The 16,119-nt window shown below is 71.4% G+C and carries 19 protein-coding genes and 1 pseudogene; 10 read left to right on the top strand and 10 right to left on the bottom strand.

Annotated features, from left to right (window positions below; genetic code table 11):
• The first annotated feature begins 512 nt into the window (after window positions 1-512).
• Both ACGFZF_RS12395 and ACGFZF_RS12390 read left to right on the top strand, forming a co-directional pair.
• Window positions 513-734, top strand: coding sequence for a hypothetical protein (locus tag ACGFZF_RS12395; protein WP_266444431.1), 222 nt, complete (start codon window positions 513-515; stop codon window positions 732-734).
• A gap of 104 nt (window positions 735-838) precedes the next feature.
• Window positions 839-1,168 (top strand): TfoX/Sxy family protein, encoded by a 330-nt coding sequence (locus tag ACGFZF_RS12390; protein ID WP_393553641.1) that lies wholly within the window; start codon window positions 839-841, stop codon window positions 1,166-1,168.
• 9 nt (window positions 1,169-1,177) lie between these two features.
• Here ACGFZF_RS12390 and ACGFZF_RS12385 read toward each other — a convergent pair whose 3' ends face one another.
• Window positions 1,178-1,621: an SRPBCC family protein gene (locus ACGFZF_RS12385; RefSeq protein ID WP_393553639.1), complete on the bottom strand. Its 444-nt coding sequence runs from the start codon at window positions 1,619-1,621 to the stop codon at window positions 1,178-1,180.
• 14 nt (window positions 1,622-1,635) lie between these two features.
• The gene (locus ACGFZF_RS12380; RefSeq protein ID WP_266444421.1) at window positions 1,636-2,292 is read right to left on the bottom strand and encodes an ABATE domain-containing protein; all 657 of its coding nucleotides are present in this window, start codon (window positions 2,290-2,292) and stop codon (window positions 1,636-1,638) included.
• Window positions 2,293-2,447: 155 nt separating this feature from the next.
• On the opposite strand from ACGFZF_RS12380, the gene ACGFZF_RS12375 reads away from it, so the two are divergent.
• The 4 genes from ACGFZF_RS12375 (at window position 2,448) to ACGFZF_RS12360 (ending at window position 5,632) form a co-directional block, all read left to right on the top strand.
• Window positions 2,448-2,999 carry a carboxymuconolactone decarboxylase family protein gene (locus ACGFZF_RS12375; protein ID WP_393553636.1) on the top strand — a complete coding sequence of 184 codons (552 nt, stop codon included), beginning with the start codon at window positions 2,448-2,450 and terminating at the stop codon, window positions 2,997-2,999.
• Window positions 3,000-3,093: 94 nt separating this feature from the next.
• Window positions 3,094-4,026, top strand: a complete 933-nt coding sequence (locus ACGFZF_RS12370) for a pyridoxamine 5'-phosphate oxidase family protein (RefSeq protein ID WP_393553634.1) — start codon at window positions 3,094-3,096, stop codon at window positions 4,024-4,026.
• A 5-nt stretch (window positions 4,027-4,031) separates the two neighbouring features.
• Window positions 4,032-4,442 carry a hypothetical protein gene (locus ACGFZF_RS12365; protein ID WP_328960465.1) on the top strand — a complete coding sequence of 137 codons (411 nt, stop codon included), beginning with the start codon at window positions 4,032-4,034 and terminating at the stop codon, window positions 4,440-4,442.
• 125 nt (window positions 4,443-4,567) lie between these two features.
• Window positions 4,568-5,632, top strand: a complete 1,065-nt coding sequence (locus ACGFZF_RS12360) for an NAD-dependent epimerase/dehydratase family protein (RefSeq protein ID WP_393553632.1) — start codon at window positions 4,568-4,570, stop codon at window positions 5,630-5,632.
• 61 nt (window positions 5,633-5,693) lie between these two features.
• On the opposite strand, the gene ACGFZF_RS12355 is transcribed toward ACGFZF_RS12360, so the two are convergent.
• Both ACGFZF_RS12355 and ACGFZF_RS12350 read right to left on the bottom strand, forming a co-directional pair.
• Complete coding sequence (locus ACGFZF_RS12355; protein ID WP_266606521.1) at window positions 5,694-6,266, bottom strand: dihydrofolate reductase family protein; 573 nt, start codon at window positions 6,264-6,266, stop codon at window positions 5,694-5,696.
• A 161-nt stretch (window positions 6,267-6,427) separates the two neighbouring features.
• A pseudogene (locus ACGFZF_RS12350) lies at window positions 6,428-6,577 on the bottom strand (ATP-binding protein); the annotation flags it as partial.
• A gap of 167 nt (window positions 6,578-6,744) precedes the next feature.
• Here ACGFZF_RS12350 and ACGFZF_RS12345 point away from each other — a divergent pair.
• From ACGFZF_RS12345 to ACGFZF_RS12335, 3 genes are read left to right on the top strand one after another with little or no spacing between them, the layout of a single operon-like run.
• Window positions 6,745-7,461 carry a glycosyltransferase family 2 protein gene (locus ACGFZF_RS12345; protein ID WP_393553630.1) on the top strand — a complete coding sequence of 239 codons (717 nt, stop codon included), beginning with the start codon at window positions 6,745-6,747 and terminating at the stop codon, window positions 7,459-7,461.
• Entirely contained in the window at window positions 7,458-8,078 is a 621-nt protein-coding gene (locus ACGFZF_RS12340; RefSeq protein ID WP_393553628.1) for a DUF2064 domain-containing protein, read from the top strand. The genes ACGFZF_RS12345 and ACGFZF_RS12340 overlap by 4 nt, the downstream gene beginning before the upstream one ends.
• Window positions 8,075-8,734: a class I SAM-dependent methyltransferase gene (locus ACGFZF_RS12335; protein ID WP_393553626.1), complete on the top strand. Its 660-nt coding sequence runs from the start codon at window positions 8,075-8,077 to the stop codon at window positions 8,732-8,734. Before ACGFZF_RS12340 ends, ACGFZF_RS12335 begins: the two co-directional genes overlap by 4 nt.
• A 113-nt stretch (window positions 8,735-8,847) precedes the next feature.
• Here the strand turns inward: ACGFZF_RS12335 and ACGFZF_RS12330 are convergent, their stop codons facing one another.
• From ACGFZF_RS12330 to ACGFZF_RS12315, 4 genes are all read right to left on the bottom strand, one after another.
• Entirely contained in the window at window positions 8,848-9,828 is a 981-nt protein-coding gene (locus ACGFZF_RS12330) for a zinc-binding dehydrogenase (protein WP_393553624.1), read from the bottom strand.
• 84 nt (window positions 9,829-9,912) lie between these two features.
• Window positions 9,913-10,497, bottom strand: a complete 585-nt coding sequence (locus tag ACGFZF_RS12325) for a TetR/AcrR family transcriptional regulator (RefSeq protein WP_252310203.1) — start codon at window positions 10,495-10,497, stop codon at window positions 9,913-9,915.
• A 72-nt stretch (window positions 10,498-10,569) separates the two neighbouring features.
• Entirely contained in the window at window positions 10,570-10,983 is a 414-nt protein-coding gene (locus ACGFZF_RS12320) for a hypothetical protein (RefSeq protein ID WP_252310202.1), read from the bottom strand.
• Window positions 10,983-12,125, bottom strand: a complete 1,143-nt coding sequence (locus tag ACGFZF_RS12315; RefSeq protein ID WP_252310201.1) for a molybdopterin-dependent oxidoreductase — start codon at window positions 12,123-12,125, stop codon at window positions 10,983-10,985. The genes ACGFZF_RS12320 and ACGFZF_RS12315 overlap by 1 nt, the downstream gene beginning before the upstream one ends.
• A gap of 114 nt (window positions 12,126-12,239) precedes the next feature.
• Here ACGFZF_RS12315 and ACGFZF_RS12310 point away from each other — a divergent pair, with 114 nt between their 5' ends.
• Window positions 12,240-13,679, top strand: a complete 1,440-nt coding sequence (locus ACGFZF_RS12310; RefSeq protein WP_252310200.1) for a glycosyltransferase family 87 protein — start codon at window positions 12,240-12,242, stop codon at window positions 13,677-13,679.
• Between the two features lie 76 nt (window positions 13,680-13,755).
• Here the strand turns inward: ACGFZF_RS12310 and ACGFZF_RS12305 are convergent, their stop codons facing one another.
• Both ACGFZF_RS12305 and ACGFZF_RS12300 read right to left on the bottom strand, forming a co-directional pair.
• Entirely contained in the window at window positions 13,756-14,706 is a 951-nt protein-coding gene (locus ACGFZF_RS12305) for a sigma-70 family RNA polymerase sigma factor (protein ID WP_252310199.1), read from the bottom strand.
• Window positions 14,707-14,725: 19 nt separating this feature from the next.
• A complete protein-coding gene (locus ACGFZF_RS12300) occupies window positions 14,726-15,925 on the bottom strand; it encodes an NAD(P)/FAD-dependent oxidoreductase (protein ID WP_266353966.1) in 1,200 nt (399 codons plus the stop codon).
• Between the last annotated feature and the right edge of the window lie 194 nt (window positions 15,926-16,119).

Raw genomic sequence — 16,119 nt, 5'->3', positions numbered from 1 at the left:
GAAGGCTGGTCTCCTGAGGCGAGCGGCAGTGGTGCGTCGACGGCACTGCGGACCCCGCCGTGGACCTCATCAGGCGTACTCCAGGCAACCGAGGACCAGCACACACCGACGGAAGGTGACGGGACCGCGCGGAGCGGGTGCGTACCCAAGGCCTCGACATGGCCCGCACCTGGTCACAGGCCCGCAACATGGAGGAACAGACCCGGCAAGACCTGCTCGCCCCGGTGGGAATCAGCGTCCACTCCGCCCGGGGGAAATGAAGTCCTGACGGAGCTCTCCTTCGACAAGGCCGATTTCGGGCTGGTCGGTTCCCGCCTGTGGAAGAACGCCTCGGCCTCCTCCCATTTCGTGGGCGGAGCCACCGGAGCGGTCTCCCGGACACAGGCATGGGTGCTGCTCCCCACAGGTTGCGCCAAGGAAGTCCGGCCGACCTCACAGCCCGCCGATGTGCCGGTGCTCAAGACATACCTCACCCGGGCCGCAGCAACTCGGCGGCTCTGGCGCGGGCCGCGGTGAGCATCGCCCAGCACGTTGCCGAGGGCCTCGGCTGCACGGACACAAACGCGCTGAAGATGCCCTCTCGCCTGCAGGGTCCGGTCGATGACACCGAACCGGCTGACGCCTGCGGCGTAAAGGGCTTCCGGCTGCCGGATGCCGCCCTCTTCGAGGGGAGGACGCAACCGGGCACGGCGCACGTCACCGGCCAGGCCGGGCGTGCTGACGTTTTCCAGTGACGCCGGCTCCCTCTCCCCATGGTCGCGTGCGTGCCGCCCGCACTGGCACATCGGCGGCGGTGCCCCGGCGCGCGGGCACCCGTACCGCACAGGACAGTGGGTGCATGACGTACGACGAGGGGCTGGCCCAGCGGATCCGGGAGCGGCTCGGTGAGCGGCCCGCCGTCAGCGAGAAACGGATGTTCGGCGGTCTCGCGTTCCTGCTGCACGGCAACATGACCGTGGGCGTGTCCGGCGACGAGGTCATTGCCCGTGTGGGTCCGGACGGGACCGAACAGGCTCTCGCCCGCCCGGAGGCCCGGCCCATGGACTTCACCGGTCGCCCGATGCGCGGCTGGGTGACGGTGAGCGGCCCGGCCCTGGCGGAGGATGCCGTGCTGGACCACTGGGTCACGAGGGCAGTGGCGTTCGCGGACACGCTGCCGCCCAAGTGAGATCCGTGCTCACCGCTCCAGCAGCGCCTTGAGTGCCACCAGGTCCTTGTGCTGGGCGCGGCGCATGGCCGCCGCCATCACGATGGCGCCGAGGGAAGCGAATCCGCTGGGCTCGCCGCGGTTACGGAGGGTCATGCGGGTGCGGTCCAAGCCTTCCCCGTACGGCTCCCAGGTGTAGGTGGTCTCCATGGGGAAAGGGCCTTCGTCCATGCGCATCACCAGTCGGCGCCCGGGCTCGTACGCGGTGATCTCGTACGTGTAGGCCAGCCGCCTGCCGAGGAAGCGGGCTACGAAGGCCACCTTGGAGCCGATCGCCACCGGTGGCGGGGTCCGCCAGTCGGCGGAGGTGATGTTCGCGTACCACTCGGGTGCGTGCGTGGGGTCGGCCGCGTAGGCGGCGACCTTGTCGCAGGGGGCGGCGATCACGGCCTCGGTCAGCACGTCGACCTTCATCGGAGAGCCTCCGCTCAGGACTCGGGATCGGTCTTGGTGACCCGGTGGCGCTGGTAGTGCCGTGCGACGCGGGCACGGTTGCCGCAGCCGGCCGAGCACCATTCGCGGCGGGGGTGCTGCTTCACGAAGTAGAGCACGCAGCCCGGCGCCAGGCAGGCACGCAGCTGCGGCCGCATGTCGCCGGTGAACAGGTCGACGGCTTGTCCGGCCAGCATGGCGACCACCGCCTGCCCCGCGAGGTCGCTGGTGCGCACGATGCGGATCGGGTCGCCGTCCGAAGGCCAGTGGAGCGTCGCCCACACCGGCGTCGCACTGCACGCCTCGTTCAGTGCCGCGAGTGCGGCGTCCCGGGTGCCGATGGCTGACTGCGCGTCCGGCCTCGGGTCCTCGGTCGCCTCGGCGGCGAGCCTGCGCAATGCGTCCCTCAAGCCGCGCAGCCCGGCAGCGGCCTTTCCCGCTCCGGCGGGCCGTTCGGCGTCGAGCCAGGCACCGACCGCGGGAGCGGAGGGTGTCAGTCGGGGGCCGACGGCCCGCAGCCATGCGACGGCCCCGTCGGGGTCGGCGATCGCGTCGTGCACGCCGTCCCGATCGGCCCAGATCGTGTTCATCAGCTCGATCGGCAGCGGTTCTCCGAGCAGCGGTGCGCTCGTACCGGGGTCTGTGCTGTCCACGCGACCCACCCTACCAGGCAGCTAATGGTTGAAGAGGCTTCAGACCATTTGACTTCCGCGAAGGCAGCCGCTTACGGTTCTAACGACAAGAGCGCATCACATCCATTAGAACGATGGTGTCGGTGTCGCCGTCTCCCCTCAGAAAGGCCACGAACATGTCGAGGCTCACCCCGATCGACCCCGCCACCGCGACCGGCCCGGCGGCCCCCCTGCTCGCCCAGGTACAGAAGTCCCTCGGCCTCACCCCGAACATGACCAAGGTGATGGCCAACAGCCCGGCCCTGCTCAAGGGCTACCTGGCACTGTCCGGCGCCCTGGCCGGCGGCGCCCTGCCCGCAGGCGTCCGGGAGCAGCTCGCGATCGCCACCGCCGAGTTCAACGGGTGCGAGTACTGCCTGTCCGCCCACACCTACATCGGTGAGCACATCGCCAAGGTCGACCCCGGTGAGCTCGAGCGGGCCCGCCACGCCGAGGCATCCGATGCGCACACCGCCGCCCTGCTGACCCTGTCGGATGCCGTCGTCCGCGGCAGGGGCGCGGTGGACGACGGCGCCGTGCAGGCGGCGCGGGACGCGGGCGTCACCGACGCCGAGATCGGTGAGGTCGTGGGCCACATCGCGCTGAACGTGCTGACGAACTACTTCAACGTGCTCGCCGAGGTGGAGAACGACTGGCCCGTCGTCACGCCGCACGCGCACGTCGCCTGACGCGGAGCCCGGCCCGCCCTCCCGGCAGGGCGGGCCGGGACACCCGCCAGGCCGTGCCACCGGCCATCCGTCCCGCCACGATCAGGAGACGGTCATGAACCGATCGAACGAAATGCCTGCCGAGGTCTTCCACCCCGGCGAGCTCGCCGTACAGCAGCAGGCCGGCGTGCGCGCAGAGGCCGCCCGGCTCGCCGGCATGCTCCGCCCGCCCGACCTGCGTGGCGGGGCGGCCGGCTTCCTCGCCGAACGCACACTCGCCGCGATCACGGCGCGCGACGACTTCGGCCAGCTGTGGATCTCACCGCTGACCGGACCGCCCGGCGTCCTCGACGTCATCGCGGCATCCACTCTGCGCGTACGCACCGCACCCGCCACCGCCGACCCGCTCCACTCGCTCCCTCCCGGTCAGCCGGTCGGCCTGCTGGCCATCGACTTCGCCACCCGCCGTCGCTTGCGGGTCAACGGGACACTCACCACCGCGGACGAGGACGGCCTCACGCTCCAAGTCGATCAGGCGTACGGCAACTGTCCCCAGTACATCCAGCGGCGTCACCTCCAACCCGGACCCGCTGTCGCCGGGGACGGGGACGGCGCCCCGGTGCGGTACGCCACCTCCTTGGCGTCCGATCAGGCCCGGCTCATCCGTGCGGCCGACACCTTCTTCCTGGGCACCACCCATCCGGAGCGCGGCAACGACGCCTCGCACCGTGGTGGGCCGCCCGGTTTCGTCCGCGTCGAGGACGACAGCCTCTGGTGGCCCGACTATCCGGGCAACAACATGTTCAACAGCCTCGGCAATCTGGCCGTCGACAGCGCCGCGGCACTGGTGTTCGCCGATTTCGCCACGGGGCACGCCGTGCACCTGTCCGGCACCGCGGTCCTGGAGTGGTCTCCTGATGGCTCCGACGACGATGAGGGCGGCACTGGCCGCCGGGTCCGTTTCCACATCAGCAGCGTGGTCGACGGCTCCGGCGCACCCCGACACGCGCCGCATCCGGTCCGCCGCCCACCGCACAGGAAGGACTGACGGCAATGAACGAGCCGACACCGGAATCGAACGGCCGCACCCGCCTCGCCTACCTCCTCGGGGTGCCGCTCGCCCCGGAGGTCGAGCGGCAATGGCCCCAGATGGGCGAGGTCGTCCGCGGCAGCAAGCTCATCGGTGAGGTCGAGGGGAACTTCCCCGAGCTCACGCTCGAAGTGGGACGACGGCTGCGCCTCGACGGCGACGTGATCGTCGTGGAATGGACCTGCGACTACGGCGACGGCCGCCTCTACCGCAACGTCACCATCGCCGAGCTGGGCGACGGCCGGGCCGTACGGGTCACCGACTACTGGGGCGAACCCACCTCCACTCCCCCGTGGCGCCGACCGCTCACCGCCCGCCTCGACATGCCGGGCGACGGCATCTGGAAGGACCACGACCACCTCGGTCACCACTGACTTCCCGCCGGAAGCCCCCGGCCGTCACGCCCCGGTCGGCGTTCCCGGCGCTCCCGTATGACGGAAGTCTTACGTGCGCGCGTGGGAGACTCTCTACGGGCTCCGCACTGCGTAGCGTCCGGAGCATGCGCGTACTCGTCACCGGAGGGGCCGGGTTCATCGGCTCCCACATCGTCTCCGCCCTCACGGCCCGCGGGCACGAGCCCGTCGTCCTCGACGCCCTGCTCCCCGCCGCCCACCCCGGCACGCCGCCGCTGCCCGCCGCCGAGTTCGTGCGCGCCGACGTACGGGACGCCGACGCGGTCAGAGCCGCGCTCCGCGGCGTCGACGCGGTGTGCCACCAGGCGGCCATGGTCGGCCTCGGCAAGGACTTCGCCGACGCCCCCGACTATGTCGGCTGCAACGACCTCGGGACGGCGGTGCTGCTGGCGGAGATGGCGGCCGCCGGTGTGGGGGCGCTCGTGCTCGCCGGGTCGATGGTGGTCTACGGGGAGGGCCGGTACACGTGCGAACGGCACGGAACGGTACGCCCCGGGCCGCGTCGGACCGAGGACCTGACGGCGGGCCGGTTCGAACCCCGCTGCCCTGACTGCGGAGCCGAACTCGCGCCGGGCCTCGTCGGCGAGGACGCCCCGACGGATCCGCGGAACGTGTACGCGACGACGAAGCTGGCCCAGGAGCACCTCGCGGCGAACTGGGCCCGGTGCGTGGAGGGCCGGGCGGTGTCGCTGCGCTACCACAACGTGTACGGACCCGGCATGCCGCGCGACACCCCGTACGCCGGGGTGGCCTCCTTCTTCCGCTCCTCGCTCGCCCGGGGCCAGGCGCCGCGGGTCTACGAGGACGGCGCGCAGCGAAGAGACTTCGTCCACGTCACGGACGTGGCCGCGGCCAACGCGGTGGCACTCGAGGCGGTCGATGCCCGGCAGACGGGCGCGCTCGCCGTGTACAACGCCGGCAGCGGCGAGCCCCACACGGTCGGCGAGATGGCCACCGCGCTGGCCGCGGCGCACGGCGGACCCGCCCCGGTGGTGACGGGCGAGTTCCGCCTCGGCGACGTACGGCACATCACCGCCGACTCCGCCCGCCTGCGCAAGGAGCTGGGCTGGCGTCCGACGGTCGGCTTCGTCGACGGCATGACCGAGTTCGCCCGGGCCGGCCAGCGCGAGTCGGCCGGTGTGACCGGCTGAGCCCGGGAACCGGCCGAGGTCGTCGGCCGGTTCCACTGCGGGTTGAGCGCAAAGGACCTTCTCAGCGGACGACGTCGAAGACCATCTTCTGCAGGCCGTTGGCGTAGGCCTCATGCTCGACGAGCTTCAGCTTCTGGGTGTCCTTGTCCGTGCCGCTGAACAGACGCTTACCGGCTCCGAGCAGGAGCGGGAAGACGAGCAGGTGGTAGCGGTCGATCAGGCCCGCGTCCGAGAGGCCCTGGTTCAGCGCTGCGCTGCCGTGGACGATGATCGGACCGCCCTCGGCGTCCTTCAGCGCGGCGACCTCGTCGAGCGAGCGCAGGATCGTGGTCTCGCCCCAATTCGACACCAGGTCGTCCTCGGTGAGGGTGGTGGAGACGACGTACTTCGGCATCACCTTGTAGTCGGCGAAGTCCGCCATGTCGGGCCACACCGGGCTGAACGCCTCGTAACTGCTCCGTCCCAGCAGCATCGCGGCGGCTTCCTTCTGCTCCCGCCCCTTGATCTCGAATGCCTCAGGGAGGAACTCGACGTCCTTGAAGGTCCATCCGGAGTTGCGGTAGCCGGGCTCCCCACCCGGGCCCTCCACGACGCCGTCGAGGGAGATGAAGGCGGTGCTGATCAAAGTGCGCATCTGGGTTCCTCAGTATCTGGTGTCCGGTTCTCAGCAGATTCGATCGATGCGCGCCGGGCACATACCCGCCTGCCACACACCCACCATGATCTCTGACTGTGGATCATGAAGGAACTCATCGGTCGTCGCCGATTTCGATTCCGCGATCCGACCGGAACGGCCTACGCAGGTGCGGGGAGGCTCAGTTCGAAGCGGCAACCGCCGGGCACGTTGTGGACATCCGCGCGCCCGGAGTGGGCCTCGACGATGCCCCGGACGATCGCCAGGCCCACGCCCGCACCCGAGGGAGGGGTACGGGCCTGACTGCCCCGCCCCCGCAGCTTCGCCGGAGGCCGGGTTCGCTGCCGGATGCCATGCCTCCACAGTGACACCGTGCGGTGCCGCGCGGACCTGGGTCTGGCTCCGCGCGACGCGGCGTCCGCGTTTCGTAAGGTCTTCGGGTGCCCTTCTCCGCCCTTCGGTTCCTACGGTGTGGAGGGTGACTCCTTCTGCTTGTCGTCCGCCCCGCGCGGACCTCGTACTGCCGTGCCTCGACGAGGCGGAAGCCCTCCCCTGGGTCTTGGCGCGGGTGCCGGCCGGGTGGCGGGCCATCGTCGTCGACAACGGCTCCACCGACGGCTCGGCCGACATCGCCCGCTCCCTCGGCGCCACCGTCGTAAACGAGACCCGGCGCGGCTTCGGCGCCGCCTGCCACGCCGGACTGCTAGCCGCACGCGCCGAACTGGTCTGCTTCTGCGACTGCGACGCCTCCATGGACCCCGGGCTGCTCGCCCCCATGGCCGAGCGGGTCGCGGGCGGCGAGGCGGACCTCCTGCTCGGCCGGCGCCGCCCGCAGGGCCGCGGCGCCTGGCCCGCGCACGCGCGTGCCGGAAACATCGCCCTGGCCCGCATGCTGCGCCGCCGCACCGGCCTGCGGCTCCACGACCTCGGACCGATGCGGGTCGCCCGCCGCGAGGCACTGCTCGGCCTGGAGCTGACCGACCGGCGCAGCGGCTACCCGCTGCAGATGGTCGTACGGGCCGCCGACGCGGGCTGGAAGGTGGCCGAGACGGACATCCCGTACCTCCCCAGATCCGGCAAGTCCAAGGTCACCGGCACCTGGCGGGGCACCTGGCACGCGGTACGGGACATGCGCAGGGTCCTGGCCGAGCCACCGGGCGCCCGCCCCGCACCGACCGAGGGGATCACCGCATGAGCACCCTCCTCGTCATCGCCAAAGCACCCGTCGCCGGGCGCGTGAAAACCCGACTGACCACGCAGTTCACCCCGCAGCAGGCCGCCGACCTGGCCCTCGCCGCACTCCAGGACACCCTCGCCGCGGTCCTTGCCACGCCGGCCCGGCGCCGCGTCCTGGTCCTCGACGGACATCCGGGCCCTTGGATCCCGGACGGCATCGAGGTCGTCCCGCAGTGCACGGGCGGCCTGGACGTCCGACTGGCCGCCGCGTTCGCCCTGGCCGAAGGACCGAGCCTGCTGGTCGGCATGGACACCCCGCAGGTCACTCCCGGCCTGCTCGCGCCCGGGCTCGACTTCACCGGGGCGGACGCCTGGTTCGGGCCCGCCGACGACGGAGGGTTCTGGGCCCTCGGCCTCGCCCACCCCGACCCCGCCCTGCTGCTCGGTGTCCCCATGTCCGTGGCACACACCGGCGAGGTCCAGCGGCAGCGCCTGACCGATGCGGGGCTCTCCGTACGGGACCTGCCCGAGCTGTGCGACGTGGACACCCCCGCCGACGCGGAACAGGTCGCGGCCGCAGCCCCGCGGACGCGCTTCGCCACCCTGCACCACGGCATGTGCGCGGTGACCCGATGACCGCCCAGCTCGCCGAACCCGCCACCCGTACCTGGCAGGCGGATCCGTACGCGGTCGCCCTCCGCACCGGGCAGGGGCCGCTGTTCCTCCGTCGGCGCGACGGCTGGCTGCTGCCGCTGGAGGTCGAACGGTGGTGCGCCGAGCCCGACGCGGCCGACCACACCGTCTTGACCCGGTGTGCCGGGCACGTCCTCGACATCGGCTGCGGACCGGGCCGACTGGTCGCCGCCCTCGCCGGACTCGGCCATACGGCGCTTGGTGTCGACGTCACCCCCGAGGCCGTGGCCCGTACCGAGCGGGCGGGCGGCAGCGCCCTGTGCCGGTCGGTGTTCGACCCGCTTCCCCGCGAAGGCAGCTGGGGCACCGTCCTACTCATCGACGGCAACATCGGCATCGGCGGGGACCCCGGAGCCCTGCTGCACCGCGCCGCCGAACTGACCGCACCCGGTGGTTCCCTGCTGGTCGAGGTCGCCGCCGCCGACGTCGACGAACGCGTCGAGGTGTACGTCGAGGACGGCACCGGCGGCCGCGGAGCCTCCTTCTGGTGGGCCCGGCTCGGCACCCGCGCCCTGTGCGCCGAGGCGAGGTCCGCGGGCTGGACCCCGTACGGCACCTGGCAAACGACGGGCCGGCACTTCGTACACCTCACGCGCTGACCGGTTGCCGAGCGGCGAACCACCGGGTGGGATCCGCAGCAGTGCGGATCCCACCCCCTGAGGCGCTCACCCTCGACCAGGGCGCCTCGGCGGGCCGCCGCAGGTGAGGGGGTTCAGCCGACGGTAACGACCATCTTCCCGAGGGCTTCTCCGGCCTCCATGGCCCGATGGGCTTCGACGATCTCGTCGAAGCGGAAGACCCGGGTAGGACGGGCCCGCAGGACACCGGCCTCGACCTTGGCGTATATCTCGTCCAACGGCACGTCGGTGAACGGGAATTCGGGCGTGCCCAGGACGAAGGCGCTGCCGAAGAAGCTGAGCCGGACTCCGCTGGGGAGGTCGGCGATCGGGTCGAAGTCGCGTACGGGCTCGAATCCGCCCAGGAAGCCGAGCTGGCAGACCCGGCCGCACGACCGGACCAGGGCCAGCGAGTCACGCAGGACGCTGTTGCCGACGACGTCGAACACCGCGTCGACGCCGATCTCCCGCTCCGCGACCTGGGTGGCGAGCGCGCCGTCGTCGATGAGTACGTCGGCAGCCCCGAGCTCCTTCAGCAGGGGCGCCCGCAGCGGGTCCCTGGTCGTGGCGAGGACGGTCGCGCCGTGGTCGACCGCCAGGTTGACCGCGGCCTGGCCGAGCGAGGAGGTCGCTCCCCTCACGACGACGGTTTCGCCCGGCCGCAGGTCCAGATTGCCGAACAGGCCGCTCCACGCCGTCGCGTACACCTCGGGTACCGCCGCAAGGTCGGCCCAGTCCAGCGAGGAGCGCACGGCGACCACGTTGGTCGCCGGTACGGTCACCAGCTCCGCGTAGCTTCCGTTGCGGGTCCGCCCCATGCCGCCGAGGATCGCCACCACCCGGGTCCCGACGGGGAGTTCGCCGGACGGATCGTCCTCTACCAGTCCGGCGCACTCGATCCCGGGGACGGCGGCGACCTTTCCCCAGGTGCCGCTGCGCATGTAGGCCTCGGCGTGGTTGAGGCCGAACGCCTTGACCCGGATCAGCACTTCGCCGTCGGCGGGCACGGGGTCGGGCAGTTCGGTGAGGGTGAGGACCTCGGGGCCGCCGTGGGCGGAGATGACGATGGCCTTCATGTACCGACTCCATTCTTGAGCACTCATTCAACTATTGGTGCGAAGAAAAGGGCCACCGCGAGCGGTGGCCCGTACGCCTCGCCGTCAGGCGAGAGCGGCGAAGACGTTGTCGACGATCGCACGCAGGAGCGCCTCGTCCGGGTTGGCCTTCCCGACGACCATCAGCCCCTGACAGGTGGCGACCAGCAGCTTGGCGCTGCCGACGCAGTCCAGGGAGGCTCGGACCTGCCCCCTGCGGGCCGCGTTCTCCAGTGCGTGGGTCATGCACTGCTCCAGCCGGGCCAGGTGGCCACGGACGACGGCCGCCGCCTCGTCATCCTCGGCCGCGTTCTCGATCGCCGTGTTCACGAGCAGGCAGCCCTGCCGGCCCTCGGGACTGAGCAGATCACGCACCAACCCGTCGAAGTACCCGCGGATCTCGCCCACCGAGGCGCCCGGGGCCTCCAGCTCGCCCAGCTTCTCGGGGACCACCAGCCGCGAGTACCGCTCCAGCGACTTCAGGAACAGCGCGCGCTTGCCGCCCGGGAAGGCGCTGTAGAGGCTGCCGGGCTTAACTCCGGTCGCCTTCACCAGATCCTCGACGGACACCGCCCGGTACCCGCGCTCCCAGAACCGCAGCATGGCCACGTTCAGAACGGCGTCGGGCTCGAACTCTCGCGGTCTGGGCATGAGAAGAAAATACATGAACGACCATTCAAGAACAATGCGCGTACCCGGCGGCTTTCCGCGGCACCGCTCCGATCAGGCCCGACGGCTCTCCCGGCCCACACGGCGCGCCACGGCACGCACGCCGACGTACGCGAGGGTGAACAGCGCGATGGCGGCCAGGGCGAGCAGCCAGTTGCGCAGGTAGTCGAGCGGCAGGACGGTGGGGTTGGCCACGCCCCCCGGACGCAGCAGCGGAGGAAGGGCGATCACAGTCAGGGAGCCCGCGACGATCAGGGCTCCGCGCATTACCCCGTGCAGGCGCAGGCCCGCCACCGCGACGAGGGCGGCGATCGCCATCACGACGGGCGCGACGAACCCGTCGTGCACCACGACCGCTCCCCCGAGCCAGGCGGCGATCCGCCACGGCTCGGGCTGCTGGAGGAACAGCCACCCGCCCCAGGCCGCGCACACCAGCCCCGATCCGCCCATCACGTATCGAAAGTTCATCACGCCACCTCCAGTCGGCCGACCCACTTGGTCTGCAGGACACCGGGCCGGTTCGGGGCGATGATCCGCGCCGGGTAGCCATGGTCCAGGGACAGCACCTCACCGTTCAGCCGAAGCGCGAGCAGCGTGAGCGGGTCCTGCGCGTAGAGGCGTCCCATCTCCATCACCCGGTAGGCGCCCGCCGCTTCGAGGGAAACCACCCGGGCCCGTGCGTCCTGGCCGGCACCCGCCCGCTCCAGCAGGTCCCTTACGCGTACCCCTGTCCAGTGCGCGGACTTGCTCCAGCCCTCGACGCAGGCGATGGGCAGGGTGACGTCATGCTGCGGCAGGGCGCGCAACTCCTCCAACGTGAGGCTGTAAGGACGCGGCCCGTCCACGGTCAGCCGCCAGTCGGCCAAGGAGGCCTCGGAGACGCGCGCGGCAGCAGCCGTTCGGTTCACGGGGAGCCCTTGGGCCCCGTGGGCGGGGCTGCGCGGGCCGAACAGTTCCAGCGGGCCGAGTGCGGTGACGGACTGTCCGACCGTGGTGAGCGTGACTGCTCCGACCGCGGCTGTGACGCCGAGGAGGAACTGCCGGCGGTCGGGCCCGTCGGCCTCGGGCAGGGTCAGGGTTCCGGGGGAACGGAGCGTGAAGTGGTCGCGGATCTTCGGCCATTGCACGGCGACGTGCAGCAGGAGCGATCCCAGCAGGAGCCAGGCGACCGCGTAGTGCACGGGAACGAAGTTGAAGGGCCACGGGTACCACTGGAAGGTGTTCAGCAGCCCGGTGAACAGCTCGAACAGTCCGGCCGCGACCAGGATCGCCACCGAGATCCGCTCCAGCGTATGAAGGACCGATCGCACCGGAGGCCAGGCGAACAGCCGCGGATAGACCGCCCACAGCTTCGCCAGCAGCAACGGGATCGCCGCGATGCCGGACGCCACGTGCAGACCCTGGGTGAGCCGGTAACCCCAGTACGGGCGGCTCGGCAGCGAATCGGCCAGCCATCCGGGCGGGTGCTGGAGGTAGTGGCTCAGCACACCGGTCGCGAAGCAGACGGCCATGGCCAGGCCGAGCCAGCGGCCGATGGCGGTCGCGGTACGGGCATCGTGCAGGCGCGCCTTGAAGGTGACGGGCGGTCCGGAGGGCAGGGTGAAACGCATGCCCCCATCACACCCCCGACGAGGCCCGAGCAGGCTGGCGGAACACCTTACGAAACACAGACATCCGAGATGGCACGGCCCACGGGAGAGCCGATCCCTGGAACGATTCCGCAGGTGAAAGCCCTTACCGCCCTCACTCCTCGCACCGCGCTGGTGACCACCGCCCTCGCCCTTGCCGCACTCACGACGCTCCTCGCCCGCACCGTCGTGTACGGGGGCTACTTCAGCGACCCCGTCGGCCTGTTCTGGTGGTACGCGGCCTGCTGGGTGCTCTTCACCGTCGCGCTGCTGGCGCTGCGCCGGGTCCCGGCCCGCCACGCCGCGTGGCTGATCGCCGCGGGGGCCGTCGCCGTCACGCTGACCGGGCTGATGGGGCCGCCGCGGACCAGCACCGACTCCTACCGCTACGCCTGGGACGGCCGCGTCCAGTCCGCCGGCCTCTCCCCGTACGACCACGCCCCGCAGGACCCGGCGCTCGCCCGGCTCCGCGACCCCTGGCTCTTCCCCACCGGCGCCGCCTGCACGGGCCCCGACCTCGCCCCGATCCCCCACACCGGCAGCACACCCCACTGCACCCGCCTCAACAGGCCCGCCGTCCACACCATCTATCCGCCCGTCGCCGAGGCGTACTTCCTCGCCGTCGACCGCCTCTCCCCCGCCGACTCCCGCCACAAGCCGCTCCAGATCGGCGCCGCCCTGATCTCCCTCGGCGTCACCGGCGCGCTCCTCCTGATCCTGCGAAGGCGCGGCAACGACCTCCGCAAAGCCGCGTACTGGTCCTGGTGCCCTGCCGTCCCAATCGAGGCCGTCAACAACGCCCACGCCGACGTCCTGGGCGTACTCCTCGCGGTCACCGGCCTCGGCCTCGTCGCCTCCCAGAACCTGACCCGGCGGGCAGCAGGCGGAGTGCTGATCGGCGCCGCCATCGCCACGAAGCTCATGCCTGCCGTCGTCCTCCCCGGCGCCCTGTCAGGGATCCGCCGCGTCCGCGACGCGGCCGCCGTCCTCCTGCCCGCCACCGCCTTCGTCGTACTCACCTACCTCCCGTACGTCCTCCTCTCGCACGGCTCGGTCTTCGGCTACCTCGGCGGCTACGTCGAGGAAGAGGGCTACGACGACGCCTCGGCCGGATCCCGCTACTCGCTCCTGCGCCTGGTCCTGCCGGACACCTGGGCCTTCCCCGTACTGCTCGTCATCGTCGCGGCAGTGTCCCTGTACGTGATGTGGCGCGGAGACCCGCGACGCCCCTGGAGCGGCGCCCTACTGGTCACCGGCTGGTCCTTCGTCCTCCTCACCCCCGGCTACTCCTGGTACGCGCTGCTCCTCATCGCACTCGTCGCCCTGGACGGACGCTGGGAATGGCTCGGCATCCCCCTCGCAGGCGCCGCCGTCTACGTTCTCGCCCCGACGCTCCACTTCCAGCCGTCGCTGAGCAACATCGCGTACGGCGCAGCAGCGGCCCTCGTCCTCGTGATGACCTGGGTCCGGCGGCGAGCCAGGGTGAGGGGGGCCGGGGCCCCGGCCACGGCGTCACGGAATCCGTACCCGGCTTGAACCCCCGACCGGCCTGGGAACCCGGGAACGGTTCAACGCAGCGCGGGTGCTGCGTCTGGCCGCGGTCGGCGTCGGGTCACCACTCGGTGATGAGCGGCGCGTCCGGTTCGTGCTGCCGCCAGGCGTCGGCGAGGCGGAGGAGGCGGGCAGGGGCGGCGATGCCGCGCACGGTTGCGATCTTGCCGTCTGTGATGTCGAACGTCACCGCGCCGACGACCTTGCCGCCGGGCACGAAGAGGAGGGCGGGGGCGCCATTGACGAGCGCGAAGTGGACCTCGGAGACCCCTCCGGCGAGTCGCTGCTTCGCGGGCGTGGACTTGAAGCCGGCCCGCGCGATGGCGGCGATGCGCTCCGGAGTGTCGTACTGCAGCAGCTTCTTGGTCAGGCCGGCGCCGTCGGAGATCGCGGAGGCGTCGTGGGTGAGCAGCGCCACCAGCCGTTCGGTGCGGCCCGAGGAGGCGGCGGCGAGGAATTCCTCGACGATCCTGCGGGCGGCTGCCGGGTCGAGTTCACCGCCGCGGCGCGCCGTGGTGATGTGGCGCCGGGCCCGGTGGAGGTGTTGCTGGCTTGCGGACTCGGTGATGTCGAGGATCTCGGCGATCTCGGCGTGGCCGTAGGAGAACGCCTCGCGCAGGATGTAGACGGCCCTCTCGAAGGGTGACAGGCGTTCCATGAGAGTGAGCACGGCGAGGGAGACGGTTTCGCGCTGTTCGAACGTGTCGGCCGGGCCGAGCAGCGGGTCGCCGTCGAGGAGCGGTTCGGGCAGCCAGGCGCCGGCGGCGCGTTCGCGGCGGGCCTGTGCCGAGCGGAGCCGGTCGAGGCACAGGTTGGTGACGACCTTGGTCAGCCATGCTTCCGGCACCTTGATCCGCTGCCGGTCGGCGGCCTGCCAGTGCAAGAACGCGTCCTGCACGGCGTCTTCGGCGTCGGCGGCGGATCCCAGCAGCCGGTACGCCAGCGAGGCCAGCCGACTGCGGCTGGCCTCGAACCGACAGGTGTCGAAGCGGTCAATGTCAGTGCTGTCCACGGGGATTACCCTAGGCAGGCTACGCGGCCACCCTTGCGGCGGCCCCATCCGGCGCGGCGGCCAGATGGTGCTTGCGCTTGGGCAGCCCGAATGTCGGGTGCGAGGTGGTCCACAGCGACATCTTGAGGATGCCCGCCTTGATCCGCGCGGCCTTCCGGCCGCCCATGTACTTCGGCTTTGCCTGCGCTTCATGGTCGACCATCTGCAGGATCCCGTCGCGCCGCCCGAGGCTGATGTGGTTGCCCGGGTAGCTCAGCTTGACGTTCGCCGTCTTGCTGCCGGTCAGGCATCCCACGATGGCCTTCATGGCCTGCATGCCGGTGAAGCCGGCCGATGCACAGGACATCGGCAGCGGCCGGCCGTTGTCGCCGATGGTGTAGACGCTGTCGCCGGCGGCGTAGACGTTCGGGTGCGAGAGCGACCGCATGGTGCGATCGACGACGATCCGACCGTCGTCGGTGACCTCCAACCCGGCTGCGGCGGCGATGGGGTCGACCGCGAACCCGGCCGTCCACACGGTCGCGTCAGACGCCAGGGGGCTCCCGTCGGCGCACAGCACCCGAGTCGCTTCGACAGCTTCGACGCTGGTGTGCTCCAGGACGGTGATGCCCAGCCGGTCGCAGGCCTGGCGCAGGTGGCTGCGTGCCCCGGCGGAGAGCGGGGCGCCCAGCTCGCCGCGCGCGACCAGGGACACCGACAGGCCGGGCCGGGACTCGGCGATCTCGGTGGCGGTCTCGATGCCGGTCAACCCGTCGCCGACGACCAGCACACGACCGCCTTCGCCCCGCCCGCCCAGGCTGTCCAGGCGCTCGCGCAGGCGCAGCGCCGCCGGACGACTGGTGACGTGGAAGGCATGCTCGGCCACGCCGGGGACGCCGTGGTCGGCGACGTGGCTGCCGAGCGCGTAGAGCAGCGTGTCGTAGCCGAGCTCGCCGCCACCGTCGGCGTCGGCCACGGCGACGACCTGGCGCTCGGGATCGACGGCGGTGACACGGGCCAGGCGCAGCCGTATCCCCGTGCCCGCGAAGACATCGGCGAGCTTCGGAGCCTCGATCTCCTGGCCGGCCGCGAGCTGGTGCAGCCGCAGCCGCTGGACGAACTCCGGCTCGGCGTTGACCACGGTGATCTCGGTATCCGCCGGGGACAGCCGACGAGCCAGGGTCCCGGCCACGTAGGCCCCGGCATAGCCGGCGCCCAGAACAACGATGCGGTGCTTCATGTGATGCTCCTGTCGGTTCGCTTGCTCTCGGTGACTTGAGCGGAACAGCACCCCGATTGCTGACAGGAACCCCATATGGCTTGCATCACACATCGCAAGCATGTCGCCCAATGAGGCCGGCGCCCGGCACCGTCCCCCTGCCGGCCGAGATCCCCCTCGTCTCCGCCGTCAAGCTCGCCCGACACGACCTGGCG

The sequence above is a fragment of the Streptomyces sp. NPDC048338 genome, from assembly GCF_043201055.1.
Taxonomy (GTDB): domain Bacteria; phylum Actinomycetota; class Actinomycetes; order Streptomycetales; family Streptomycetaceae; genus Streptomyces.
Note: the sequence above shows the minus strand (reverse complement) of the source record. Positions and strands in the feature narration are given on the sequence as shown.